This window comes from Devosia sp. 63-57 (genome assembly GCF_001899045.1).
Lineage (GTDB): Bacteria > Pseudomonadota > Alphaproteobacteria > Rhizobiales > Devosiaceae > Devosia > Devosia equisanguinis.
In genome coordinates, this window is record NZ_MKUY01000005.1 from 977,812 (window position 1) to 1,002,208 (window position 24,397).

23 protein-coding genes are annotated in these 24,397 nt (G+C 63.0%); 12 read left to right on the forward strand and 11 right to left on the reverse strand.

What is annotated here, in order from left to right:
- Positions 1-62: 62 nt before the first annotated feature.
- From BGO80_RS12970 to BGO80_RS12980, 3 genes are all read right to left on the reverse strand, one after another.
- On the reverse strand, positions 63-1,493 hold the full coding sequence (locus tag BGO80_RS12970) for a M81 family metallopeptidase (protein WP_286721808.1): 1,431 nt from the start codon (positions 1,491-1,493) through the stop codon (positions 63-65).
- A 15-nt stretch (positions 1,494-1,508) separates the two neighbouring features.
- Complete coding sequence (locus BGO80_RS12975) at positions 1,509-2,705, reverse strand: MFS transporter (protein WP_286721809.1); 1,197 nt, start codon at positions 2,703-2,705, stop codon at positions 1,509-1,511.
- Positions 2,706-2,906: 201 nt separating this feature from the next.
- Positions 2,907-3,401, reverse strand: coding sequence for a hypothetical protein (locus BGO80_RS12980; protein ID WP_286721810.1), 495 nt, complete (start codon positions 3,399-3,401; stop codon positions 2,907-2,909).
- 369 nt (positions 3,402-3,770) lie between these two features.
- On the opposite strand from BGO80_RS12980, the gene BGO80_RS12985 reads away from it, so the two are divergent.
- The 7 genes from BGO80_RS12985 to BGO80_RS13015 all read left to right on the forward strand — a co-directional run bounded on the left by BGO80_RS12985 (position 3,771) and on the right by BGO80_RS13015 (position 12,321).
- Positions 3,771-4,925, forward strand: coding sequence for a Gfo/Idh/MocA family protein (locus BGO80_RS12985; protein ID WP_286721811.1), 1,155 nt, complete (start codon positions 3,771-3,773; stop codon positions 4,923-4,925).
- A gap of 13 nt (positions 4,926-4,938) precedes the next feature.
- Positions 4,939-5,826, forward strand: a complete 888-nt coding sequence (locus tag BGO80_RS12990) for a carbohydrate ABC transporter permease (protein WP_126149054.1) — start codon at positions 4,939-4,941, stop codon at positions 5,824-5,826.
- A gap of 89 nt (positions 5,827-5,915) precedes the next feature.
- A complete protein-coding gene (locus tag BGO80_RS12995; protein WP_126149198.1) occupies positions 5,916-6,758 on the forward strand; it encodes a carbohydrate ABC transporter permease in 843 nt (280 codons plus the stop codon).
- Positions 6,759-6,886: 128 nt separating this feature from the next.
- Positions 6,887-8,107: an ABC transporter substrate-binding protein gene (locus tag BGO80_RS13000; RefSeq protein ID WP_286721812.1), complete on the forward strand. Its 1,221-nt coding sequence runs from the start codon at positions 6,887-6,889 to the stop codon at positions 8,105-8,107.
- Between the two features lie 78 nt (positions 8,108-8,185).
- On the forward strand, positions 8,186-9,262 hold the full coding sequence (locus tag BGO80_RS13005; protein WP_286721813.1) for an ABC transporter ATP-binding protein: 1,077 nt from the start codon (positions 8,186-8,188) through the stop codon (positions 9,260-9,262).
- 29 nt (positions 9,263-9,291) lie between these two features.
- Positions 9,292-10,158: a MurR/RpiR family transcriptional regulator gene (locus BGO80_RS13010; protein WP_126149057.1), complete on the forward strand. Its 867-nt coding sequence runs from the start codon at positions 9,292-9,294 to the stop codon at positions 10,156-10,158.
- Between the two features lie 153 nt (positions 10,159-10,311).
- Positions 10,312-12,321: a beta-N-acetylhexosaminidase gene (locus BGO80_RS13015; protein WP_286721814.1), complete on the forward strand. Its 2,010-nt coding sequence runs from the start codon at positions 10,312-10,314 to the stop codon at positions 12,319-12,321.
- Between the two features lie 140 nt (positions 12,322-12,461).
- Here BGO80_RS13015 and BGO80_RS13020 read toward each other — a convergent pair whose 3' ends face one another.
- On the reverse strand, positions 12,462-13,919 hold the full coding sequence (locus BGO80_RS13020; RefSeq protein ID WP_286721815.1) for a M81 family metallopeptidase: 1,458 nt from the start codon (positions 13,917-13,919) through the stop codon (positions 12,462-12,464).
- A gap of 191 nt (positions 13,920-14,110) precedes the next feature.
- On the opposite strand from BGO80_RS13020, the gene BGO80_RS13025 reads away from it, so the two are divergent.
- The 3 genes from BGO80_RS13025 to BGO80_RS13035 are packed head-to-tail and all read left to right on the forward strand — an operon-like array spanning position 14,111 to position 16,359.
- Complete coding sequence (locus BGO80_RS13025) at positions 14,111-14,494, forward strand: RidA family protein (protein WP_286721816.1); 384 nt, start codon at positions 14,111-14,113, stop codon at positions 14,492-14,494.
- A gap of 27 nt (positions 14,495-14,521) precedes the next feature.
- Positions 14,522-15,301, forward strand: a complete 780-nt coding sequence (locus BGO80_RS13030; RefSeq protein ID WP_286721818.1) for an SDR family oxidoreductase — start codon at positions 14,522-14,524, stop codon at positions 15,299-15,301.
- The gene (locus BGO80_RS13035; protein ID WP_286721819.1) at positions 15,298-16,359 is read left to right on the forward strand and encodes a D-TA family PLP-dependent enzyme; all 1,062 of its coding nucleotides are present in this window, start codon (positions 15,298-15,300) and stop codon (positions 16,357-16,359) included. The genes BGO80_RS13030 and BGO80_RS13035 overlap by 4 nt, the downstream gene beginning before the upstream one ends.
- Here the strand turns inward: BGO80_RS13035 and BGO80_RS13040 are convergent.
- From BGO80_RS13040 to BGO80_RS13060, 5 genes are all read right to left on the reverse strand, one after another.
- Complete coding sequence (locus tag BGO80_RS13040; protein ID WP_286721820.1) at positions 16,356-17,717, reverse strand: glutamine synthetase family protein; 1,362 nt, start codon at positions 17,715-17,717, stop codon at positions 16,356-16,358. The two genes, BGO80_RS13035 and BGO80_RS13040, sit on opposite strands and share 4 nt — an antisense overlap.
- Positions 17,718-17,799: 82 nt before the next feature.
- Positions 17,800-18,861, reverse strand: a complete 1,062-nt coding sequence (locus BGO80_RS13045; protein WP_286721821.1) for a TRAP transporter substrate-binding protein — start codon at positions 18,859-18,861, stop codon at positions 17,800-17,802.
- A gap of 110 nt (positions 18,862-18,971) precedes the next feature.
- On the reverse strand, positions 18,972-20,297 hold the full coding sequence (locus tag BGO80_RS13050) for a TRAP transporter large permease (RefSeq protein WP_286721822.1): 1,326 nt from the start codon (positions 20,295-20,297) through the stop codon (positions 18,972-18,974).
- Positions 20,294-20,806, reverse strand: a complete 513-nt coding sequence (locus BGO80_RS13055; RefSeq protein ID WP_126149066.1) for a TRAP transporter small permease subunit — start codon at positions 20,804-20,806, stop codon at positions 20,294-20,296. The genes BGO80_RS13050 and BGO80_RS13055 overlap by 4 nt, the downstream gene beginning before the upstream one ends.
- Before the next feature lie 39 nt (positions 20,807-20,845).
- Complete coding sequence (locus BGO80_RS13060) at positions 20,846-21,583, reverse strand: N-formylglutamate amidohydrolase (protein ID WP_286721823.1); 738 nt, start codon at positions 21,581-21,583, stop codon at positions 20,846-20,848.
- Between the two features lie 115 nt (positions 21,584-21,698).
- Between BGO80_RS13060 and BGO80_RS13065 the strand changes: the two genes are divergently transcribed.
- Complete coding sequence (locus BGO80_RS13065) at positions 21,699-22,532, forward strand: MurR/RpiR family transcriptional regulator (RefSeq protein WP_286721824.1); 834 nt, start codon at positions 21,699-21,701, stop codon at positions 22,530-22,532.
- Positions 22,533-22,535: 3 nt separating this feature from the next.
- On the opposite strand, the gene BGO80_RS13070 is transcribed toward BGO80_RS13065, so the two are convergent.
- Positions 22,536-23,081 (reverse strand): DUF924 family protein, encoded by a 546-nt coding sequence (locus BGO80_RS13070; protein ID WP_286721825.1) that lies wholly within the window; start codon positions 23,079-23,081, stop codon positions 22,536-22,538.
- A 175-nt stretch (positions 23,082-23,256) separates the two neighbouring features.
- Here BGO80_RS13070 and BGO80_RS13075 point away from each other — a divergent pair, with 175 nt between their 5' ends.
- Complete coding sequence (locus BGO80_RS13075; RefSeq protein WP_126149070.1) at positions 23,257-23,580, forward strand: YARHG domain-containing protein; 324 nt, start codon at positions 23,257-23,259, stop codon at positions 23,578-23,580.
- Here BGO80_RS13075 and blaOXA read toward each other — a convergent pair.
- Positions 23,577-24,395, reverse strand: coding sequence for a class D beta-lactamase (gene blaOXA, locus BGO80_RS13080; protein ID WP_286721826.1), 819 nt, complete (start codon positions 24,393-24,395; stop codon positions 23,577-23,579). The two genes, BGO80_RS13075 and blaOXA, sit on opposite strands and share 4 nt — an antisense overlap.
- Positions 24,396-24,397: the final 2 nt, after the last annotated feature.

Genomic DNA, 24,397 nt, shown 5'->3' on the forward strand with positions numbered 1-24,397 from the left:
TCCGTGCATAAACGAAAGCAGGTGGGAGGAAAAGATTGGCTTATTCCCCGGCTAAGTCGCGCTTATGCCCGGGCCGAGCGCTTCGCCACCGGGGCGAAGGCAAAATCCTTGTCGAAGGGATAGCTCGGGCGCGGCGTGTGGCGGCGCATGGTGCGCTCGACGAACTGGTCGACCACGCCGGGCGACAGCGCCATGATGCCGGGATTGGCGATGGGACCGAGTTCTGGCGAGAGATAGCCGGATTTGACCGCGATGATTTTTGCCTCGCGCGGATCGAGCCCCAGACGGGTGAAATCGATGAGGTTGTGGAAGGGGCGGCGCCTGGCGGTCAGCACTAGGTCGATGCCGCCGATGCGCACCACCGCTTCGCGCAGGCGCTGCTCATCGGTTTCGAGCAGGAAGACCACCTCGGCCTCGGCATCGACCGCAGTGCTGGAGGGATCAAGGCTGGCCCCGATATGGAGAGCGATCCGCGCGCCGATACCAGCCGCATAGGCCTTATCGGTGGCATCAGCGTCGGTGATGCCGGCGAAGATGACGCCCTGGGCGCCACGGGCGATCAGTTCGGCCAGCACTTCGGCGCGGTCTCCCACGCCGCCGCCGGTGGGATTATCACCTGACTCGGCCAGCACCACCGGATGGCTGGGGCTGGCGATGGCGCGGGCGACGCATTCGGCGATCGAGCCGGTTTCCATGCCGAAAACGAAGGTTTCGCGCAGATCCCAATAGTTCTGGGCGAGGCGCAACGCTGCCTGTTCCATCGCTGCCATATCGGTGCCGGTGATCACGGCGCAGGCGGTGGCGCGGGGCTCGTCAGCCCAGACATAGCCGACCTGGAACGAGGCATCCCAGATGCCGGTCGGCTCTTCGACTTCGTGCAACTGGGTGTAGAAGCTGCGGGCCGGCTCGTCCTGGGTGGAGGTGCGTTCGCCCGGCAGCAGCACCGGCACCGGTGCCCAGACCAGTTTCGGCCTGATACCAGTGCGCAGCGCGCGCACCAGCATGGTGACGGCACGGCGCATGGTGTCGGGCACGTCGATATGGGGCGCGGTGCGATAGGTGGAGAAAATGTCGAGATTGTCGATGATGGTCTGGCTGACATTGCCATGCAGGTCATAGCTGGCCGCGATCAGCATGTCGGGTCCGACCAGCGCCCGCACCGCCGAGATGAAATCGCCTTCGGCATCGAACAGGCCCTCGACGAACATGGCGCCATGCATGGCGAGATAGACCCCATCCACCGGCAGTGCCGCCTGGATGCCCGCCAACGCCTCGGCCTTGAGGGCTTCATAGGTGGCGCGGGCCACCGGGCCGCCGGGCAGCGCGCGGCCATGCAGCACGGTGACGAACTCGGCGGGGAAATGGGTGAGGAAGTTGAAATAGCCATCGGCCAGCATGGCGGGCCCACGCAGCACGCGGAAGTCGGCATCGCCGGACAGGACGGGATTATAGGTGCTGCATTCGGTGTGCAGACCGGCAACGGCGATACGCATGAAAGGACTCCAAGGCTAAGGCTTTAAGGATTTTGGCGTGTGGGCAGGGCCTGCTGCCTCATGCGCAGGCTGAGCCTGCTGCCTGAGGCGCCCGGTGAGCAACAGGCTCAGCACCAGCATGGGGATGACGCAGGCTACGCCCACCCGGATGTCGCTGTGCTCGGCGACGAAACCGATCAGCGGCGGGCCGATGAGAAAGCCGGTGAGGGCCACGAAGGACAGGACTGCCACATTGGCGGAGGCCGGACGATCGCCGAGCCCCGCAGCGGCAGTAACGGCGAGCGGAAAGCCGACCGATACGCCCACCCCGATAATGCCGAAGCCGACCAGGGCGATTTCGACCGATGGCGCGGCGAACAGCACCAGCCCGCCCACGATGGCGAGACTGCCGCAGAGCCGGGCCGTGCCCACGGCGCCGAAGCGGCGCTTGAGCCAGTCCCCGCCGAAACGGCCTGCCGCGACCATGAAGGCAAAAACCGAATAGCCAAGCCCCACAAGGCCCGTGCCCGCGGTGAGCGCGTCGCGCAGGAAGATCGCCGACCAGTCGGCCATGGCGCCCTCGGTCATGGTAATGCCGAAAACGAAAAGGCAGATGCCCAGAAGCGCCGGGCTGGGCAGCGACCAGGCCGAGCGTTGTTCCGCACCCTGGTGCGGCGTGTCGCGCAGGCTGGGCAGCGACAGGCCCACGGCAAGCGCGATGGGCAGGACGATGAACGCCATCAGCGGCAGGGCGATGCCGGGGGCGACGCCGAGGCCCGCCATGGCCGAGCCGATGAGACTGCCGGCCATGATCCCCAGCGACCAGCAGCCATGCGAAGTGTTCATGATCAGCTTGCCGCTGGCCTTTTCGACAAGGTCGGCTTCGACATTCATGCCCAGCTCGACAAAGGAAATCGAGGAGCCCGCCAGCATCAGAGCGACGAAGAGCATTATGGGGTCTGGCGCCAGCACCGGCAGGCAGACGGCGATGGAATAGAAGACGAAACCGATAAGGATGGCGGTGCGGGCGCCGATGCGGCCTACCAAGGGCCCGGCAATCGGCAGCGTCAGCAGGGTGCCCACCGGCATGCCCAGCAGCGCCACGGCAAGCGCCGCGGGCCCCAGCCCCAGCGCCGACTGCACTTCGGGAATGCGCGGCAACCACGAGCCGAACGCCACGGGCTGCAGGAAGAAGACCAGCATGACGAGGCGTTGTGGCGTGAGCAGGGACATGACGTGGACTCGGTGACCGCTATGGGTTCGACATTCGATTTGGTGCGGAGCCATCCCCGGACGGTTCAGACGCCCACCGCGCCTCGAGTGGCCCTCGGATTACGTCCGAGGGCGGCGCGGTGGCTGGGAGGCTATTGAGCGCCGCCATTGCGCTGGCAGCTTTTATCTTTCCGTCTGGAGGCGCCTCCGATGCCATGCGCCCTAGCGGGACGACGGCAAGCCCATCGGATAGGGCAGGTAGCCGATAAAGCCGGTCAGCTTCCAGGCGCCGTCGATCTTGCGGCAGAGATAGAGCGTCTGCCAGTTGAGCCGGTCGACGCCGCCATCGGCCAGTTTGATCTCGCCATCGAATTTCTTGCGGGCAAGGGCGCGCTCGCCTGTGATCTCGATCTCGGTGAGGCTGGTCGCGCGATGAATGCCGGCTTCCTGGTCCTCGGCGAACTCCACCTTCTGGCTTTCATGCGCCTGGCGCAGCCATTCGTCACGATAGCTGGCAAGAGTCGGAAAGCTGATGCTCCAGCCATCGGGATTGTCGCTTCTATTGCCGTGAATGCCCATGAAGTCATCGGCGGCAAAATCGTCTTCGACCATCGACCAGTCGGCCTCCACAAAGGCCTTGATGTCGCGCGGAACCAGCATGGTCCAGATGGCGCTGCGGTCGGCATCGCCGGGGAAGGGGTTTGTTGAAAGGCTCATATGTCTAGCGCTCGCGGCTGATGGGGGACAGTGAGGCACGTGCCGCTTTTCTGTACCAAATTTTCACAAGTGATATCCATTCTCTCTTTGGCATATGAGGCCACAAAGATACCAATTGCGGCATGCTGCGACAGAGGGGCGCTTTTGTCCACTGCGAAATGCAGCAAATTGGCGCGCAAATGGCCGTAAAATTCGGCACAATGCCGGAGGATTGGGCAGATTTTACGGGTGGCTTAAATTGGTATTGTGTTGCGCCAGAATCTGTGTTGACATTGTGTCGTCAAGCTGACTAGTCTTGAAAACCGTTTACATAACGGCACCAGCCCACCAAGAGGCTGGCGGTCTAATAAGGCAGGGAACATCGTCGCTATGCGTGTGGGCATTATCGGCCTCGGCTTTCGTTTGGGTTATCTGGCGCGCGTCTTTTCGCAGGCTCGCGACGATTTCGAGATTGTCGGCTATGTCGACCCCGCTCCGGCTGGATTGCAGCGCGTCCATGACGCTGGCCTGTCAGCAGGCAAGCAATATGATACGCTCGAAGCGCTGATCGACGAAGGCAAGCTCGACCTGCTCATGGTCGGCTCGCCCAATCACCTGCATCTCGACCACATCCGCATCGGTCTCGAACGCGGCATGAAGATTTTTGCCGAAAAGCCGGTCGTGACCACGGTGGAAGACACCATGGCTCTGGCCGAGTTGATCGGTCAGTATGGATCCGACCGGGTCATGGTCGGCCTGGTGCTGCGTTACGCCCCCCTTTATGTCGATCTGCGCAAGGCGCAGGCCGAGGGCCGGCTGGGTCCGGTCGCCTCCATCGAGGCCTCCGAGCACATTCCGCCCTATCACGGCGCCTTCTTCATGCGCGACTGGCGTCGCTACGAGAAATATGCCGGTAGTTTCATGCTGGAAAAATGCTGCCACGACCTCGACCTCTATAATGGGGTCATGGGCTGCCGGCCGCGTTTCGTCGCAAGCTTCGGCGGTCGTCGTTCCTTCACGCCGGAAAATGCTCCCCAGGGTGGCGGCGCCAACGATCTCGAGGTCTATCACCGTAAGCCCTCGGGCTGGCAGGGCTCCGAAAAGGTCTTCGACAGCGATGGCGACATCATCGATTTCCAGACCGCTATCGTGCAGTACGAGAACGGCGCAGCGCTGACCTTCCACACCAATATCAATGTGCCCGACGACTTCCGTCGCTTCGCCGTCATCGGCGCCAAGGGCATGGCGGAAGGCGATTTCGTCCGCAACTACTTCAAGGTCACCGACAGCCGCACCTCCGAGCGCATCGAGGACAAGACCTACCAGGCCAGTCCCCTGTCCGACCATTACGGCGCCGATGAGCAGATGGCCGCCGATATCCTCAAGCACCTGACCGAGGGCGCGCCGCTGCCGGTCTCGGTGACCGACGCGCTGGAGGCGGGCCTGTTGGCGCTCTCCATGGACGAGGCCATGCACAATAAGTCCGTGGTCGACATGGCCCCGATCTGGCAGCGCTTCGACGCTGCCCTTGGCCGAGGCAAGTAAGGGAGACGAGCCGATGACCAGCACCAGAAGCGCCACCCTTTTTGCTCTCGCTTTGCTCGCCCCGGCTCTGATCTATATCCTGACCATCGTGGCCTACCCGCTGGTGGACACGATCATCTTGTCCTTCACCAATGCCTCGCTGCGGGCCGACTATGATTTCGTCGGCTGGGCCAATTATCAGCGCATCTTCACTGCCGGCAATTTCACCGAGGTGATCATCCGCACCTTCGTGTGGACCTTCTTCTCGGTCAGCCTCAAGATGATCATCGGCATGTGCGGCGCCGTGCTGCTCAATGCCGCCGTGCCCGGCCAGGTGCTGTTCCGCATCCTCACCATGCCGCCCTGGATCGTCCCCATGGCCATCGGCATCTTCATGTGGGGCTGGATGTATAACGGCCAGTTCGGCATGATCTCGGGCCTGCTCGAAAATGTCGGGCTGACCAAGGGTCCGATCGCCTTCCTCGCCTATGGCAATACGGCCTTCTGGGCCACCATCGTCACCGATGTGTGGATCGGCGTGCCCATGGTCACCATCTATTTCCTGGCCGCCATGCAGTCGATCCCCAAGGATCTCTACGAGGCTGCCTGGACCGATGGGGCAGGGCGTCTCTACCGCTTCCGCCGCATCACCGTGCCGCTGATGATCCCGGCCATCGTCACCATGAGCCTGCTCTCGCTTATCGCCACCTTCAATTCCTTCGACATCATCTGGATCCTGACCCAGGGCGGTCCGTCCGGCTCGACCACCACGATGATCATCGACACCTACAAGACCGCCATGGGCTCGCGCAAATATGGCGAAGGCGCCGCCCGCGCCGTGGTGATCTCCATCTTCGTCACCATCTTCTGCATCACCTATTTCCGCGCCGTCCGTAAGCTGCAGCAGGGAGAAGCCAAATGAGCGTCGAAACCTCCAAGGCCAGCCTTCCCGCCGCCGAAGCCACGGCCACCGCCCCCAAGGCAAAGATCCGCGTCGCCAGTGCCAAGCCGATGATCGATCGCTACAAGTGGTACGAAGTCGCGGCGATCTATGCCGGCATCGCGGTATTCCTGTTCTTCGTGCTGGCCCCCTTCATCGAAGGGTTCCTCGTGTCGCTGAAGCCGCTGTCGCAGCTGTTCTCGCGCCCTTACAACTTCATCCCCAAGGTCTGGTCGTTCGACGCCTATTTCACCATGTGGCAGTCGGTTCCCGCGCTGGGCCTGCATATCTTCAACTCGTTCTTCATCTCGAGCGTGGTGACGCTGATCGTCGTCGTCATCGTCGTGCCGGCCGCCTATGCCTTTGCCCGCTTCAACTTCAGTGGGTCGGGACTGATGCTGGCCGGGTTCCTGGCGGTCAACATGTTTTCGGGCGCCGTGCTGCTCATCCCGCTGTTCCGCCTGATGCGGTCGATGGGCCTGCTCAACACCTATTGGGCCATGATCGTGCCGGGCGCCGCCTTCCTCATCCCATCGTCCATCTGGCTGTTGCGCACCTATATGCTGCGCATTCCCCGCGAGCTGGACGAAGCCGCCTGGGTCGACGGCGCCAGCCGCCTCTATACCCTGCGCCGGGTCATCCTGCCGCTGGCCATGCCGGGTATCGTCGTGGTCGCCATCATGACCTTCATCGGCGCCTATGCCCAGCAGTTCATCTTCGCGCTGACCTTCAACTCCAAGACCGAATTCATGCCGCTGCCGATCGGGCTCTTCGCCTTCTTCGGCAAGCAGGAGGTGATCTGGAACGAGCTGATGGCGGCGTCTTTCGTCGGAATCCTGCCGGTCATGATCGTGATCGTGTTCCTGCAGCGCTACCTCGTCGCCGGTCTGACCGCAGGCGCCGTGAAGCAGTAGGCAAGCGCGGCCGCCCCAGGCCTCGTGCCCAGGGCGACGCGCTGAAAACAAGGTTTGGAGCCGTTCGGTTCGCAAGGCGGAACGGCACCGGAAAGGGCCCGAGGGGGCCCGCATCAAGGGAGACTACCATGCAAAAGACTATTGGTCTGGTTGCCGTGTCCATGCTGACACTCGCCATCGCGACCCCGGCGGCGTTCGCGCAGGACAAGGAAATCAGCTTCATCAATTGCGGCGACAGCCTGACCGAAGGCTATGCCGAGAGCTTCGCCGAGTGGGAAGCGGCCAATCCCGGCTTCAAGGTGGTTCCCGAGATCGTCGGCTGGGGCCAGTGCCAGGATAAGGTGACCACGCTCGCTGCCGCCGGCACCCCGGTTGCCCTGGCCTATGTCGGTTCGCGCACCCTCAAGCAGTTTGCCCAGAACGACCTGATCGTTCCGGTGCCGATGACCGATGAGGAAAAGGCCGCCTATTACAACTACGTGCCCGAAACCGTCACCTTCGACGGCACCCAGTGGGGCGTTCCGGTGGCTTTCTCCACCAAGGCCCTGTTCTGGAACAAGGACCTGTTCGAAGCCGCTGGCCTCGATCCGGAAACCCCGCCCAAGACCTGGGAAGAAAAGATCGCTTTTGCCAAGCAGATCACCGAAAAGACCGATGCCGCCGGCTATGGCCTCGTCGCCAAGACCTTCGACAACACCATGCACCAGTTCCTGCATTGGGTTTACACCAATGACGGTCTGGTCATCGATGCCGATGGCAACATCACCCTGAATTCGCCGCAGGTCCTGGCCGCTCTGACCGCGCTCAAGGACATTGTGCCCTATTCCGAAGAAGGCCCGACCGCCTACGAACAGAACGAAGTGCGCGCCATCTGGCTCGATGGCGGCGTTGCCATGATCGAAGCCTCTCCGGGTGCTGCCATCCGCGCCGAAGAAGCCGGCATGAACTGGGGCGTTGCCAACCTGCCGCTCGGCCCCGATGCCAAGGGTCCCGGCACGCTGCTGATCACCGACGCGCTCGCTGTCTTCAAGGGCACCGGCGTCGAAGACCAGGCCATCAGCCTTGCCAAGTTCCTCACCGACGGCCAGCGCCAGTGGGATGCCGAAATGGCCCAGGGCCTCACCCCGCTGCGTCCGCTTGAGCCGCAGACTGGTGAACTTCTGGCTGAGAAGCCCTATTGGAAGCCCTTCCTCGACGGTATCGAATTCGGTGGCCCCGAGCCGCTGTTCACCGACTATATCGGTCTGCAGAACACCATGATCGAAATGGTTCAGTCGGTCGTGACCGGCGCTGCCGAGCCTCAAGCTGCCCTCGAAAAGGCTGCCGCCGAACTCGAGCAGTACAAGTAAGGTCCTCCCCTGACCGGGTTGCCGTCTCCTTCCGGAGGCGGCAACCACCCCGACCCCATCTCGCCGGAGACGCGAACCATGTCGCAATTGAGCCTCAAGCGCCTCGAAAAGTCTTTCAACGAAGCCCGCATCATCAAGGGCATCGACCTTGAAGTGTCCGAAGGCGAATTCGTTGTCTTTGTCGGACCCTCCGGCTGCGGCAAGTCCACCCTGTTGCGCATGATTGCCGGGCTCGAGGATGTCTCGTCCGGCCAGATCGAAATCGGCGGCAAGGCTGTCAACGACCTGCCCCCGGTGCAGCGCGGCATTGCCATGGTGTTCCAGTCCTATGCGCTCTACCCGCATATGAGCGTCTACGAGAACATCGCCTTCCCGCTGCGCGTCGAAAAACTGCCCCAGGCCGAGGTCGACAAGCGCGTTTCCGCCGCCGCCAAGGTGCTCCAGCTGGAAAGCCGTTTGCAGCACCGCCCCGGCCAATTGTCCGGCGGCCAGCGCCAGCGTGTCGCCATTGGCCGCGCCATCGTGCGCCAGCCCAAGATCTTTTTGTTCGATGAACCCTTGTCGAACCTCGACGCCGCCCTGCGCTCGGAAATGCGCATCGAGCTGATGGAGCTGCACAAGCGGCTCGGTTCGACCATGATCTATGTGACCCACGACCAGGTTGAAGCCATGACCATGGCCGACAAGATCGTGGTGCTCGATGCCGGCACCATCGCCCAGGTGGGCTCGCCCCTCGACCTCTATCACAAGCCCGACAATCTCTTCGTCGCCGGCTTTATCGGCTCGCCCAAGATGAACTTCATCTCCGGCAAGGTGCGCAGTGCCGACGGGACGCGGGCGGTGGTCGATCTGGGCTCGCTCGGCACCATCGAATTGCCGCGCAGCAGCACCGCCATTGCTGGTGAGGATGTGACGCTGGGCATTCGTCCCGAGCATCTGACGCTCGGTGAGGGTGATTTCGCGCTCGAAACCACGCCCAACATTGTCGAACAGCTGGGTATTCACACCATCACCTATTCCACGCTGCCGGGCGGCGAGCATTTTACCGCGCTGTTCGAGGGCAATCCTGATCTGGTGGAAGGCAAGCCGGTGCGCATGAGCTTTGCCAAGAGCCGGGTGCACCTGTTCGACGCCAAGGGTCTCGCCGTGTATTAACGCGCCATTGGCGCGCGAGGGGACACGCAATGCTCGATCTGGTTGGACTGCTGCAATCTGAAAAAGAGGCGTTCACCCGCTCCGAGCGGGCCTTGACGGAGATCGTGCTGGCCGACGTGGACAGCGTGCTGAAAATGTCGATCGTCGACCTCGCCTCGCAGGCCGATGTGTCGCCGCCCACGGTCACGCGGTTCTGTCGGCGCCTTGGCTGCGACAGTTACGCCGATTTCAAGGTGCGCCTGGCCCAGTCGCGCTTCGTGGGGCAACGTTACTTGGCGCCCACCACTGGCCCTTCCAGCGTGCGCGAGATTGCCCAGGGCGTGGTCAACGGCATCCAGTCCACCATTTACGAGACCTTCGAACGGCTGGATCTCGACGCCATCGAGCGCGCCGCCGATGCATTGGGCCATGCCAGTTTCGTGCTGACCTTCGGTTCGGGCGGGTCGTCGTCGATGATGGCGACCGAAGCCGAAGCGCGCCTGTTCCGGCTCGGCCTCAAGGTCTCTTCCTCCACCGATCATCAGGTGCAGATGATGCGCGCCGCCGCCGCCCCCGTCGGCAGCGTGGTCATGGCCTTTTCGCTCTCGGGCAATAATCTGCCTATGGCCAAGGCGCTGGATGTGGCGGGCGAATATGGCATTACCCGTATCGTCGTCACCCGTCCCGGCTCGCTGCTGGCCGAACAGGCCGATATTCTTTTGCCTATCCACTGGCGCGAAAACCAGGACATCCTTCGGCCCACGCCGGGCCGCTACGCCTTTCTCGCCACGCTCGACATTCTCTCGCAAACCATCGCCACCCGCCTTGGCGCCAGCGCCATCACCAGCATGCGGCGCATCAAGCACCAGCTTGTCGTCAATCGCGACGGCGAAGACGGCCAGCCGCTGGGGGATTAGTTTGGCATTTGGTCGGCATCCACCACTCCTTCGTCATCACCCGGCTTGACCGGGTGATCCATGCGGTGGCGCGGCGTGTGCTGGGCCATGGATTGCCCGGTCAAGCCGGGCAATGACGATGAACAAGAAATCCGTTTCACTGGGACCCCTGTAATGTCTTTTACCCTCGTCACCACCTGGACGCCCGCAACGGACGGCGAACCGCTCGGTTATGGCATCGAGCTGACCAATACCGGCGACAAGCCGGTCAGCAATTTCCAGCTGGGCTTTTCGGGGCCGGCGCGTATCGATCCGCATGCAACGCTCGAAAACGGCAGACTGCTGAAGCGCCTCTCCAACCACACGCTGATCGCGCCGCCCGAGGGCTTTGTGCTCGAACCCGGCCAGACCTGGACGGCAACGGCGCGCGGCCTTTCCTATGGCCTGCGCCATTGGAGCGACGGCGCCAATTCGGCTTATGTTGTGCTCGATGATGGTAGCCTGGTTGCCATTCCGACGGCCCCGACCAAGGGCAAGGGGCATAATGCTCCGCTGCTCAAGGGCGCGGCGCGCTTCCCGGTTCCCGCCAAAGCGCCGGTCAGCCATTCGATCATCCCCTGGCCCAAACATGTCGACACCAGCGGCAACCGCATTGCCCCGGTGGGTTTCGACCTCCAGCCGGAAGGCGATCTGGCGATCCGCGCTGCCGACGCCTTTGCCGATCTCACCGCCGAATTGTTCCCGGTCGAAGCCATTGTCCGCCCGGCCGCCGAGGGCGGCATGACCGTCTATGTCACCGAGAAGGCCGGGCTGGGCGGCGAGGCCTACGAAATCGCCTTCAGCGACAATAGCGCCGGAGTCTCCGCCTCCACCCATGCCGGGCTGTTTTATGGCCTCGTGACCCTCGGCCACATGCTGCGCGGCGCACGGCACTATCCGGCGACCTTCACCTGGCCGACCGGCGGCACCATCAATGATGAACCCGGCTTTGCCTTTCGCGGCACCCATCTCGACGTGGCGCGCCAGTTCTATACCGGGGCGGAAGTCAGCCGCCTGATCCGCATCATGGCCTGGAACAAGCTGAACAAGTTCCATTGGCATCTCACCGAGGACGAAGCCTGGCGGCTCGAGATCGACGCCTATCCCGCGCTGACCGAAATCGCCGCCTGGCGCGGCCACGGCAAGGCGCTGCCGCCGCTGCTCGGCTCGGGCCCGCAGCCGACTGGCGGCTATTATTCCAAGGCCGTGGTGCGCGACATCGTGGCCCTGGCCGATGACCTGGCCATTGCCGTCATCCCCGAAATCGACATGCCCGGCCACTTCTACGCGGCGCTGCAGGCGCTGCCGGAACTGCGCGATCCCAATGAGACTGGCGAATATCAGTCGGTGCAGGGCTTTCCCAATAACAGCCTCAATCCAGCGCATGAGCCGGTCTATAAATTCGTCGAGACGGTGATCGACGAGACCCTGGACCTGTTCCCCGCCGGCATTTTCCACCTGGGTGCCGACGAAGTGCCGCTGGCCGCCTGGTCCGGCTCGCCGCTGGCGCTCGACATGATCGAGACCATGGCCGGTCCGGCGATGCGCAAGAAGCACGAGGCGCAGTATAACCAGCTCGGCAATCACCACGGCGCCGACGAAATCGAAGGCTCGCCCACCGCGATCCTGCAGGCCGAGTTCATCAAGCGCGTGCATGCCTATATCACCTCCAAGGGCGCCATAACCGGCGGCTGGGAAGAGGCGGCGCATGGCGATGCCGTTGATAAGGACAAGTCCTATGTCATCGGCTGGCGCAATGTGGAGATCAATGCCGCCCTGGCCGAACGCGGCTTCGACATCGTGGTGTCGCCGGGCCAGCGCTATTATCTCGACATGGCCAATTCTGTCTCCTGGGCCGAGCCGGGCGCCGGCTGGGCCGGCTGGTCAGGCCCGCAGGAAACCTATGAATTCGAGGCGAGGGCGGGTTTCTCCGAGGAAGGGCTGAAGCACCTGATCGGCGTCCAGTCCTGTATCTGGTCCGAAAGCATGACCGATCGCGCCATCTTCGACCGTCTGGTCTTCCCGCGTCTCTCGGCCGTGGCCGAAGCCGGTTGGACCCTGCCCGAGCGCAAGAGCTGGGAGCGCTTCAAGGCGCTCGTTGGCCTCATGCCGATCATGTATGGGAACTTCGAGCAGGCTATCTGAGGGTAACTGAGGCACCCCCACCTAACCTCCCCCTGAAAAAGGGGGAGGGACCGATCCGGCGCACCCGAGCCCTCAGCGATACCCTTCTTCTCCTCCCCCTTCTTCAGGGGGAGGCCGGGTGGTGGTGACTTCGATCTGGCTCAGAGCCAGGGCTTCTCCACCATGGGCCAGATATCCTTGCGGGCCTTGCGGTAATTGGTTTCCGCCGGGCGGTTGGGATAGGGCTTTCCCGCCGAGCAATAGACGATCTCCGAGGCGATCTTGGAGAACGAATCGTAGAAATGGTTGGTCGACTTGATCAGCAGCACCTTGCGGCTGGTCGGATCAATGCCCAGGGCCGAGAACAGGCTGGGGTCGAAACTCTGCGCCCGGGTGGAGTTGAGGATCACGTCGATGCCGTCGAAATGAATCCAGGCCGCATCGCCGAACGGGGCGAAGCTGGCGCCGAATTTCATCTCGGCGTTCTTTTTCAGCGCCTTGATGGTGACGATCTTGTCGATTGGGTTGCCGGTGTCAGGTGCCGACTTGGCACCGAAGCGCAGTGGGATCTGTGCGCCGACGCCGGCGGCGAAACAGATCTGTACCGCGATGGGGTCCCAGATGGTGCCGACTGCCACGTCGGTGGCACCGCGCGCGATCAGTTCGGCGAGAATGACGGTGGCGTCGCCCGCCGTGCCGCCGCCGGGATTGTCCCAGACATCGGCGATGACGACCGGGCCTTTGGTCGCGGCTAGGGCGACATCGACGGCGGTTCTTTCGTCCACCTGGCTGACCATGAAGGTGCCGCGCATGGCATAGAGTTCACGGCCCAGCCGCTCGGCCAGGGCAGCACCCTTGGCGGCGCGGTCATTGGTGACGGCGACCAGCTTGGTGCCCATTTCGGGCACGTCACCAGCCATGAAGCCGTGCACCACCGACAGCGACAAGACGTCGGGCTCACTGGCCTCGAGCGCCATCAACTGGTCGACGAAACCGCGCATCGGCTGCTTGGAGGTGGGAAACACATCGATCATGCGGCAATCGAAAATGCTCATTACCGGCTTGACCTCGCCCTTGAGCGTGCGCACCGCAATATCCCAGAGATCGTATGCCCGATCAACGAAATCGGTATGCGGGAATTCCTTGAAATAGACGAAGAAATTGGCCGCCGCAGCCCGCTTGGCGGTCAGATGGCTGTGGGGGTCGAGCTCGGCACAGACCAGGATGTCCGGTCCGACAATATCGCGTATCCGGGTCAGCAGGTCCCCCTCGGGATCGTCATAACCCTGCGCCACCATGGCACCGTGCAGCCCCATCACCACCGCATCCACGGGCAGCGCCTGGCGCAACTGGCCGAGAATTTCATCGCGCAGCTCTTCATAGGTCGCCTTGGCAACAAGGCCCGCCGGATCGGCCCAACTGGCGCTGCCCTCGATCAGCGTCCAGCCTTCGCGCGCGCATACCGCGCGTCCCACCGTGATCGGCGCCGTGCACAGCGTCGGGGTCGCCGGGTGTTCGCCGGGGCGCGCATAGAGGGAGGCCTCAAATGCCTGCCTGTCGATGGCAATGGGCGAAAAGGTGTTGGTTTCGGTGGCGAGGGCGGCAGTGAAGATGCGCACGGCAGGATTTCCGGAGCTCAAGGCAAGGGTGGACGCCAAGCGGGGCGCCGACACCACGCTAGCAAAACTCCAAGGCGCATTCACGTAAGAAATTTACATTGTGACGCGCAGATTTCGCCCAATTCACCCTGAAATAAGCTATTCTTGCGGTGATTTAAGAAACTGACTTTCAAAATATCAGGAGTGAGCCCATGCCGATCAAGCGTTACGGAGCCGAAAAGTCGGGAGCCGGTGGCCAGAACCTGCCTTTCGCCCGCGCCGTGGAAGCTGGTGGCTGGCTCTATGTTTCCGGCCAGGTGGCGATGAAGGATGGCGAGATCGTCAAGGGCAGCATCGTTGATGAGACGCATCTGACGATTAAGAACGTGCTCGCCATTCTCGAAGAGGCTGGTTACGGGCTCGAACATGTGGTGCGTGTCGGCGTCTGGCTCGACGATCCCCGCGATTTCTGGAGCTTTAATGGCATTTATAAGAGCTATTTCGGCGAGCATCCGCCGGCCCGCGCCTGCGTGCAGAGCCGCATGATGGTCGATTGCAAGGTCGAGATCGACCTTGTGGCCTATAAGGGGCCGTAAGGCCGAGACAAGCAGCGAGACCGCGCAATGAGCCAGGGTTCCCCTTTTCGCCTCGATGGCAAGACCGTGCTGATCACCGGCGCCGGGGGTGGCATCGGCCGCTCACTGGTCGCCGCCTTCCAGGCCGCCGGCGCGGCCGTGGTTGGTGCCGACCGGAAAGCGTCCATGCTCGAGCGGTTGTCGCTGGTCCGGCAGGTGCTGTTCGATCAGGCCGATAGCGCGGCGACACGCGCTGCCATTGCCGCCGATATCGCCGCCCATGGCGTAGTCGATGCGGTGGTCTCCAATGCCGGCTTCACCCGCGCCGAGCATTTTGGCCAGGTCGATGATGCGGTCTGGGCCTCGGAGATGGCCATCAATCTCAACGGCGCCTATGCGCTGACCGACCCGATCGTCAACGCCATGGCGGCGCGCGGGCGGGGCAGCGTGGTGTTCATTTCCTCGGTCAATGCGCTGCAGCATTTCGGCAATCCCGCCTATGCGGCGGCCAAGGCCGGGCTCGTTGCCTATGCCAAGGCGATCGCGGTCGAGCGGGGCGGCGAGGGCGTGCGTGCCAATGTGGTGGCGCCCGGTTCGGTGCGCACTCCGGCCTGGGATCATCGCCTGGCGGCCGATCCCAGCCTTCTCGACAACGTGCTGCCGCACTATCCGCTGGGGCGCATGGTGACGCCTGTTGAAGTAGCCAATGCGGCTCTGTTCCTGTGCTCGGATGCCGCCTCTGGTATTACCGGCACGGTGCTGCCGGTCGATGCCGGGCTCACCGCCGGCAATCTGCGCTTCGTCGATGACGTCCTGAGGGGAAAATGACCGCTATCGCCGATCTCCAAACGCCCTGCGTGCTCATCGATCTCGACCGGGTCGAGGCCAATCTCAAAAAGGCGCAGGCCTTTGCCGACGCTGCCGGGCTGAAACTGCGGCCCCATATCAAGACCCACAAGCTGCCGCGCTTCGCCAAGTGGCAGCTGGAGCTGGGCGCGGTGGGGATTACCGTACAGAAGCTGGGCGAGGCCGAGGTGATGGCCGATGCCGGCATTGACGATATTCTCCTCACCTTCAACATTATCGGCGCTGCAAAGCTGGCGCGCCTCAAGGCGTTGCATCAGCGGGTGACCATCCGCGTCGTCGCCGATAGTGCTGCTTCCGTCGATGGGCTTGCCGCTGCTTTCACCGACCCATCCCATCCGCTCGGCGTGTTCATCGAATGCGACACCGGCATGGGGCGCTGTGGCGTGCAATCGCCCGAGGGTGCGCTGGACCTGGCACGCCGGGTGCTGGCCGCGCCGGGCCTGAAGCTGGCCGGGCTGATGACCTATCCGGCTGCCGGAAAATATCGCGAATCCGCCAAATGGCTGGCCGACGCCAAGGCGCTGTTCGACCGCGAGGGCATCGTTCTGCCCGAGATCACCACCGGCGGCACGCCCGATATCTGGCACGCAGACGAAGCCGGGGTCGCGACCGAATATCGGCCCGGTACCTATATCTATATGGACCGCTCGCAGGTCGCCGCCGGGGCCGCCAGCTATGATGATTGTGCGCTCACCGTGCTGGCGACCGTTGTTTCCCGCCCCACGGAAAACCGCATCATCATCGATGCAGGCTCCAAGACACTGACCAGCGACCTGCTGGGGCTGACCGGCCACGGCTATGTGCTCGGCTATCCCGAGGCGCGCATTGTCGGCCTCAGCGAGGAACACGGCACGCTCGATTTCTCGGCCTCGGCGAGCAAGCCCAATATCGGCGACACAATCCGCATCATCCCCAACCATTGCTGCCCGGTCAGCAATCTCTTCGATGTCGTCAATCTGGTGCGCGGCACGGAACTGGTCGAAACCGTGCCGGTGGCGGCGCGGGGACGGGTGGATTAGCTCCGCTCGAAGCCGCGTTTGAGTTCCCAGTCGGTGACGCGGCGGTCATATTCGAATTGTTCCCAGTCGGCGGTGTGGGCGTAGTGGTTGACTACGTCCTGCCCAAAGGCTTCGGCCAGCATGGTGCTGGATTTGAGCGCCGCGGTGGCATCGCGCAGGGTCTTGTGCACTTCGCGAAGTTTCTCGCCCGAATAGGCATCGCCGGCAAAGGCCGGTTCGAGCGTCAGCTTGTCCTCGATGCCCTTGATCCCGGCGGCAAGCAGCGCGGCAAAGGCGAGATAGGGATTGAGGTCGGCGCCGCCGATACGGCATTCGACGCGGATGCCCTTGGTATTTTCCCCGCAAAGGCGGAAGCCGGCCGTGCGGTTGTCGCGGCTCCAGATCGCCTTGGTCGGCGCGAAAGTCCCGACCTGGAAGCGTTTGTAGGAATTGATGTAGGGCGCGAGGAAATAGGTGATGTCGCCGGCATAGGTCAGCAGGCCCGCCATGAACTGTTTCATCAGCTCGGACATGCCGAATTCATCGCTCTCGTCGATGAACTGGTTCTTGCCGTCCCTGGCCAGCGACATATGGATATGGCTCGATGAACCGGCCAGGTCATAGGCCCATTTGGACATGAAGGTCACCGCCTTGCCATGGGCGAAGGCGATTTCCTTGGTGGCGTTTTTCAGCACCACATGCCGGTCGGCCATGACCAGGCTCTCGGCATAGCGCACATTGATCTCTTCCTGCCCCGGACCCCATTCGCCCTTGGAATTCTCGATCGGAATGCCGGAGGCGTGCAGCTTGTTGCGCAGGTCGCGCATCACATCCTCTTCCTTGGTGGTCTGGAAGATGTGGTAATCCTCGATATAGTAGCCAGCGGTCTTGAGGTCGCGATAGCCTTTGTCGAAGGCGGTGCGGAAGCTGTCGTCGAACAGATAGAATTCGAGCTCGCTCGCCATATTGGCGCTGAGCCCCATGGCCTCGAGCCGCGCGAGCTGTTTTTTCAGCACATTGCGCGGGGCATGCGGAATGGGGGCATGGTCGTGATGGTCGAGCAGATCGGCGATGACCAGCGCCGTGCCCTCGAGCCAGGTGCATTGCATCAGCGTGGAGAGGTCTGGCTTCATGACGAAATCGCCATAGCCCTTGCCCCAATTGGCGGCTTCATAACCGGGCACCGGCTCCATGTCGATATCGTCGGCGAGCAGATAGTTGCAGCCATGGGTTTCTTCCAGCGCGCCCTCAAGGAAGAATTGCGCCAGGAACCGTTTGCCGATCAGGCGCCCCTGCATGTCGGGGAACGCCACCAGAACGGTGTCGATCCGCCCGGCCTCAACATCCTCCCGCAATTTTTCCAGCGAATAGGCGCCCATCGATCAGTCCACTTCTTCTTGTGTCTTTTAGTCCTGCTGTGCCCGGTCGCGCGCACGCGGCCGGGCAGTTCGGGGAGGAGGATCAGTAGCGATAGGGCGCGCCGGCCTTTTCCATGTCGGCATTATATTGCTTGATGATTTCGACCACGCGCGCGCTGCGTTCGGACTGGGCGGCGATTTCGTCCCAGAAACCCAGCGCATCGGTTTCGACCTGCTTCCACTCCGCTGCCGGGATGGTGGTCAATTCGAGATTGCCATTGATGCGGTAGCTGGCTTCACCGGCCCAGTACCAGTGCTGGCGGTAATAGTGGGAGCTGTCGATCATCATGCGGTAGAGCTGCTGCAGATGCGGCGGCAGCGCATTCCACTTGTCGGAATTGACGAAATAGGACCCGGCCCAGGCGCCCGAGAGCGGATTGGTGAGATAGTATTTGAGCACATTGGCCCAGCCCACGGTGTGCAATTCGGTAATGCCGCACCAGCAAATGCCGTCGAGTTCACCGGTCTGCAGCGCCGGCTCCACGTCTTCATAGGGCAGCGACACCGGAATGACGCCATAACGCGACAGGAACTGCCCGGCGGTTGGGAAGGTATAGACGCGCAATCCGCGCAGATCGGCCAGCGAATTGATGGGCTTGGTGGTGCCGAAATTGCACGGGTCCCAGGCGCCGGTCGACAGCCAGGTGACGCCGGGGATTTCGGCATAGGCCTCTTCCCAGATTTCCTTGAGGCCACGCCAGTGCCAGAGCGCCGGCACATCGAGCGAATAGCGCGAGGCGAGCGGGAAATAGGCACCGAACACTTTGACGTCCACCGGCGCGGCGGCTGAGTCGTCGTCCGACTGGGCGGCGTCGATAGTGCCCTGCTGGACGGCGCGGAACAGCTCACCATGCGGCACCAGCTGGTCGGCGGTATAGAGTTCGATTTCCATCTCGCCATTGGCGGCGGTGTTGAACCATTCGATGGCATTGGCCACCACATGCTCGGCCAGCGCCGGTCCGGCATAGGTCTGCAGGCGCCAGCGAATGGGCGCCTGGGCCCGCACATGCGGCATGGCCAGGGTGGTGGCGCCGACGGCGCCGGCGGTGGCAAGGCCGGCCCGCTTGAAGAATTCGCGTTTGTTGATCTTGGTGGTATCGCTCATTTCAGTCGTTCCCTTTCATTGAAATGTGCCGGACGGCGCCCCTCAGCGACCGTGTCCCTCCCGGCGGTGTACCCACTCGCAATAGGTGGTCAGCTCCTTTGCTGTCTGTCTCAGCGGCCCGTCACCAAGCGGGGCAACCAGAGCGCGATTTCGGGGAAGATCATGACGATGATCATCGAGAGCACCATCAGAAGAAAGAAGGGCCAGATCGAGCGATAGATATCCATCAGGCTGATCTCGGGCGGCGCCATGGCGCGCATCAGGAACAGGTTATAGCCGAAGGGCGGGGTGATATAGGCGATCTGGCAGGTGATCGTATAAAGGATGCCGAACCAGATGGGGTTGAACCCCAGCGAGATCACCAGCGGAATATAGAGCGGCGCGACGATAACAAGCATGGCGGTGTCGTCGAGGAAAATGCCCAGCACGACGAAGCTCAGGAGCATGACGATCAGGATGCCCCAGGGATCGAGCTCCCAGGTGTTGAGTAGGAGATTGCTGATCGCCTTGATCGCTCCCAGCCCGTCATAGACCGAGGAAAAGCACAGCGCCGCCATGATGATCCAGAGGAACATGCACGACACCAGAAGCGTGTTGCGCGTCGCCGATTCCAGGATTTTCCAGTTGAGCCTACGGGTGAACAGCGCCGCCAGCGTCGCGAGCAAGGCGCCAACCGCCGAGCTTTCGACCAGGCTGGTAATGCCGGTGAGGAACAGGCCCATCATGGCGCCGAAAATGCCGACCGGCAGCAGGCCCTCGCGCAACAGCACCAGCTTTTCCGACGTGGACAGGGCCCGGCGTTCTTCTTCGGGCAAAGCAGGGGCGAGCTCGGGCTGAATGCGGCACCGAATATAGATGTAAAGCGCGAACAGCGCCGCCATCATCAGGCCGGGCAGAATGCCGGCCAGCCAGAGCTGCATCACCGGCTGGCGCGCGATCATCGCATAAAGCACCAGCACCACGCTGGGCGGAATAAGAATGCCGAGCGACGAGCCGGCCTGGATGACGCCTGTTACCATCACCTTGTCATAGCCGCGGCGCAAGAGCTCGGGCAGGGCGACGGTGGCACCGATGGCCATGCCGGCGACCGAAAGCCCGTTCATGCAGGAAATCATCACCATCAGCCCCACCGTGCCGATGGCGAGACCGCCCCGCATCGGCCCGAACCAGACGTGGAACATGCGGTAGAGATTGGAGGCGATGCCGGTTTCCGACAGCATATAGCCCATGAAGACGAAGAAGGGCACGGTGATCAGCGGGAACCAGTTCATCACCTGGATGGCGGCGTTGAACGGCATTTCCGCTGCGCCATTGCCCCAGAGCCAGAGCGCTGCGGCCGAGCCGACAAAGCCGATGACCCCGAACACCCGCTGCCCCGTCATCATCAGCAGCAGCATCGAGGCGAACATGAAGATCGTGATCAGTTCCGAGCTCATGCGATCGGCTTCCCGCGGGCGATAGCGATGTCTTTGAAGAGATTGGAGATAGCCTGCAGCAGCATCAGGAAGATGCCGATGGTCATCAACAGCTTCACCGGCCACATGGGCGGCGACCAGGACGAATAGTTCTTCTGATTATAGGTGATGGCGTATTCGGTGCTCGACCAGCCGCCGCGCACCATCACCACGAGATAGAAGATGACGAACAGGATGGTGATGACATCAACCATGGCCTGCCGCTGCGGCCGCAGCTGGCCATAGAGCAGGTCCATGCGCACATGGGCGTTTTCCTGCATGGAATAGGCGGCGCCGATGAGGAAATAGGTGGCCAGGAGAAACTGCGTCATCTCCAGTGCCCAATTGACCGGCATCCCGGTCAGCAGGCGCGAAAAGGTGGAATAGAGCTGGATGCCGCCCATGACGAACAGCAGATACATGGCGACGCGGCCGATGGCCCGGTTCACCCGATCGACCAAGTGCACATAGAGCCGGATCACTTTCGGCATGGGCTACGTCCTTGTCGCGGGCTTATGGTCATTGCGCCTCTATCCCTGCCTGAGGGCCTGCCGGGCCCGAGCGAGGCAGCGGCCGAGCCGTTCGGCCCATTGCGCCACCCCATCGGGGGTCTGGATTTCGTCATTGCGCAGCTCGATCATGGTGGCGTCGAGCCCCCTGATATCACCGTGTTTTTCAAGGGTGAGCGTCACCCCGTTGAGTGCCGCATAGGGCTCGTTCCAGCCCACATTCATCTCCGGCGCTTCGCCTTTGAGCGCCTCGAACAGGGCGCGGGTGAAGCGCTGATCGGTGCCGTGGATCAGCCCGATCGGCCAGGGGCGGGCCTTGCCGAGATAGACCGGGGTGAAGGAATGAACGCAGACCAGGATCGTTTCGCGACCAGCCCGCTGGCGCTCGGTCAGCACCGCGTCGATGGCGGCGTGATAGGGCTGGTGGTAGTTCGCAATGCGAAACTGCCGCTCGGATGCAGAGAGATTTTCATTGGCGGCGATGCGGGTGGCTTCCGATAGCGTCCAGATCAGGTCGGGCGCGTCGTGATCGCGATTGGCGTCGATGATCAGGCGCGACACGGTCGATTCCACCAGGGGCGCATCGAGTAGATCGCGCAATGCCTGGCTGAGCGGCAGGGCGCCGGGGTCCCAGGCGATGTGGCTTGCCCGTTCGGCATCGGTGAGGCCGAGATCGCCATATTGGGGCGGGATACGGTTGGAGGCGTGATCGCAGACCAGCACGAAGGGCGAGGTGCCCTCCCTGTTGCTGACGATCACTGCCGGCTCCCCTGCCGCGTCCATTTGCCGTTGGCCTCCAGGCGTTAACTTCTGTAACAGTAGTTGCATAAGCGCGAAATCTGTCAATGCTGAAACGAAACATTCAGGAGCCGCGATGGACGGCAAGAGCGTTGCAGGCCGCATTCACGATCTCAACGACCAGTTGACGGCATCAGGCCGCAAGGCGGCGCGGGGGCTGTTGGGGAACTATCCACTGCTCGGGCTGGCGCCGGTCGCCGAGTTCGCCGAGGCGGCAGGCGTGAGCGCCGCCAGCATTGTGCGCTTCGTGGCGCAACTGGGCTTCAAGTCTTACCCCGAATTCCAGCGCGCTTTGCGCGACGAATTGGAGCAGCGGTCGAAATCACCACTGCAGCGCGGCGCGGCGCCCGATGGCGAGCCCAGCGATGGGGCATTTCTTGCGCGCTATCTGCATCAGGCGCAGACCCGGCTGGCCGATACGCTCCGCCATATTCCCGAATCCGAATTCGAGGCGGTGGCCATGCGTCTCGCGAGCGGCAAGGGTGCCTGCTACATGATGGGTGGGCGGTTTACCGATTTTCTCGCCGGCTATTTCGAGGCCCATATGCGGGTCATCCGCCCCGGCCTGCGCCGCTTCGATGGCCGCCCCGCCACCCGTGCCGATCAATTACTCGATGTGCGCGCTGGGGATATGGCGATACTGTTCGACGTGCGCCGCTATGATCCGGTGGTGGCCGATGTGGCGGCGGTGCTGGCGCGCCACCGCGTCGATATCGTGCTGATCACCGATGAATGGCTGAGCCCCGCCGCCCGCCATGCGCGCTATGTGCTGCCCTGCCACACCCAGACCGGTCGCGCCTGGGATGCCAACGGGGCTTTGTTCAGCGTGGTCGAGGCGCTGATCGCCCGGGTGACGGAACAGTCCTGGTCCACCGCGAGCAAACGCATGCGCGCGGTGGAAGATCTCTAGGCCTCAGAACACGCGGCCTTCCTGCTCCGGCATATAGGCAATTTCCTCCGGCGTACTGTCGCGACCCAAAGCGGCATTGCGGAAGGGGAAGCGGCCGAAGCGGGCAATGGTGTCGCGATGGGCGATCATGAACTCCAGCGATTTCTCGTCGCCGTGCAGCTCGAACAGCCGTACGCCCTCGTTCTGGATCACCAGCGATTCCGCATGCATGTAGGGCATGTAGAAGAAGGTCGCCCAATCGCGCTCCACCGCGTCATCGGCGCCCATCGCCGCCGCTTCCTGCGCCAGTGCCAGCGCCATCTTGTCCTGGGCGAAGGCGACGGGGCTGTTGCGATGCAATTGCCGCGACAGCTGGTCGAGCACGACGATTTCGGCGAGGCGACCTTCGGGCGTGGCGCGCCATTCCCAGGCTTCGCCGCGCGCCACCTGGGCATGCAGTTCGCCGAAGCGCTCGGCACATTTGGCGTCGAAGGCGGGCTCGCCGCCGAACCAGTCTTCATAGCCGTGATCGACAAACCAGAATGCGATGAAGTTTTCCGGTCCCTGCATGACGCTCTCCGCTGACAGTAAAATCGGCGCCACCTTGGAGGCGGCAGCCCGAGCTGTAAAGCGCCGGGGACAGTCTTTGTTCCCCATCTTCCCGCTTGCGCGCGGCGGAAGGACGCCCCTATTCGGCGCAGCGATTTCGTGATTTGCTGGCGCCTGCAAACGAGGAGACTCTGTGATGCTCAGGGGTTTTGTTCTGACGCTGGCGCTGCTCGCCGGTACCGGCGCTGCCATGGCCAATTGCTATGAGGGCCTGGGCTGCGACGACAGCGCCTATTTCTCCAAGCCGCAGCTGCGCCAGCTCTCCTGCCAGTCGCTGTGGGAAGTGCGCAACATGATCTACCAGCAGAACGGCTATTGCTTCCAAAGCGACCGGGCCCGCAAGGTGTTCAGCAATGCCGGCTGCTGGATCAACGACCAGGGCGCGGTCAAGCTCAATGTCTATGAGCGCAAGAACGTGGCCACCATTGCCGAGGTCGAAAAGTCGCGCGGCTGCAACTAGAGCCCCAGCCGCGCCACGAGAGCAGGCCATTCGGCCAGGAGAGCGTCGCGGGCGCGCAGGCCTCCGCCGCGCTCGTGCCGGGCCTCGTCCTGGGCCAGCCGCGCAAAGACCAGGCGCTTGCCATCCTTTTCGGCCCAGCCGACATACCAGCCCCAGCCCTTGGCATAATCGAAACTGCGGTCGGCGCGGCGCGGATAGGCCGAGCCGGTCTTGCCCCACAGCGCCCAGCCCTCTGTGGTCCCCGCGCTTTCAACCAGACTGATCGCGCCGCTCATCGCGGCCGCTGATACCGGCAATTGCCCCTCGATCAGCGCGGCGGTGAACCCCGCCTGTTCCAGCGGTGAAATCTTGAGCGAGGAGGAAATCCAGGCGCGTTCGAGGCCATTGTCGAAGCCGGGATCGCCGGAGACATCGGCATTGCCGAAGCCCAGCGCGCTCAAATAGTCGCTGAGCCGTTCCGCCCCGAGCTGCCGCGTCAGCCGCTGCGAATACCAGACCACCGAATGGCGCATCCAGCCGGCGGGATCGACATCGCCCTTCCACGGCGCGCCGCCCCAATCTGGCTCGCCAGGCTTGAAGGTCATCACCGGTTCGCTGCGAGAGAGCAGCAGGCCTGCGTCGAACCCTATCACCGCCAGCGGAATCTTGAATGTCGAGGCCGGCGTGACCCGGCTCTCGCAATCGCCATCGGCGAGCAGCACATTGCGGCTGACCGGATCGGCCACCAGCGTGCAGATATCCCGCGCCAGCGCCGGTCCCGCGCCCAGCGCCAGGATGAGCGCGGCCACGACAGTCGTCAGTTTTGGCAAGGCCATGG

Coding starts and splice junctions, on each gene's coding strand:
- BGO80_RS12975 (WP_286721809.1), bottom strand. CDS start 2,705: ATGTCCCTGCTCACGCCACAACGCCTCGTCATGCTGGTCTTCTTCCTG.
- BGO80_RS12995 (WP_126149198.1), top strand. CDS start 5,916: ATGATCGATCGCTACAAGTGGTACGAAGTCGCGGCGATCTATGCCGGC.
- BGO80_RS13075 (WP_126149070.1), top strand. CDS start 23,257: ATGCTCAGGGGTTTTGTTCTGACGCTGGCGCTGCTCGCCGGTACCGGC.
- BGO80_RS13035 (WP_286721819.1), top strand. CDS start 15,298: ATGACCGCTATCGCCGATCTCCAAACGCCCTGCGTGCTCATCGATCTC.
- BGO80_RS13055 (WP_126149066.1), bottom strand. CDS start 20,806: ATGCCGAAAGTGATCCGGCTCTATGTGCACTTGGTCGATCGGGTGAAC.
- BGO80_RS13040 (WP_286721820.1), bottom strand. CDS start 17,717: ATGGGCGCCTATTCGCTGGAAAAATTGCGGGAGGATGTTGAGGCCGGG.
- blaOXA (WP_286721826.1), bottom strand. CDS start 24,395: ATGGCCTTGCCAAAACTGACGACTGTCGTGGCCGCGCTCATCCTGGCG.
- BGO80_RS13025 (WP_286721816.1), top strand. CDS start 14,111: ATGCCGATCAAGCGTTACGGAGCCGAAAAGTCGGGAGCCGGTGGCCAG.
- BGO80_RS13045 (WP_286721821.1), bottom strand. CDS start 18,861: ATGAGCGATACCACCAAGATCAACAAACGCGAATTCTTCAAGCGGGCC.
- BGO80_RS13005 (WP_286721813.1), top strand. CDS start 8,186: ATGTCGCAATTGAGCCTCAAGCGCCTCGAAAAGTCTTTCAACGAAGCC.
- BGO80_RS13050 (WP_286721822.1), bottom strand. CDS start 20,297: ATGAGCTCGGAACTGATCACGATCTTCATGTTCGCCTCGATGCTGCTG.
- BGO80_RS12980 (WP_286721810.1), bottom strand. CDS start 3,401: ATGAGCCTTTCAACAAACCCCTTCCCCGGCGATGCCGACCGCAGCGCC.
- BGO80_RS12970 (WP_286721808.1), bottom strand. CDS start 1,493: ATGCGTATCGCCGTTGCCGGTCTGCACACCGAATGCAGCACCTATAAT.
- BGO80_RS12990 (WP_126149054.1), top strand. CDS start 4,939: ATGACCAGCACCAGAAGCGCCACCCTTTTTGCTCTCGCTTTGCTCGCC.
- BGO80_RS13065 (WP_286721824.1), top strand. CDS start 21,699: ATGGACGGCAAGAGCGTTGCAGGCCGCATTCACGATCTCAACGACCAG.
- BGO80_RS13070 (WP_286721825.1), bottom strand. CDS start 23,081: ATGCAGGGACCGGAAAACTTCATCGCATTCTGGTTTGTCGATCACGGC.
- BGO80_RS13010 (WP_126149057.1), top strand. CDS start 9,292: ATGCTCGATCTGGTTGGACTGCTGCAATCTGAAAAAGAGGCGTTCACC.
- BGO80_RS13000 (WP_286721812.1), top strand. CDS start 6,887: ATGCAAAAGACTATTGGTCTGGTTGCCGTGTCCATGCTGACACTCGCC.
- BGO80_RS13015 (WP_286721814.1), top strand. CDS start 10,312: ATGTCTTTTACCCTCGTCACCACCTGGACGCCCGCAACGGACGGCGAA.
- BGO80_RS12985 (WP_286721811.1), top strand. CDS start 3,771: ATGCGTGTGGGCATTATCGGCCTCGGCTTTCGTTTGGGTTATCTGGCG.
- BGO80_RS13030 (WP_286721818.1), top strand. CDS start 14,522: ATGAGCCAGGGTTCCCCTTTTCGCCTCGATGGCAAGACCGTGCTGATC.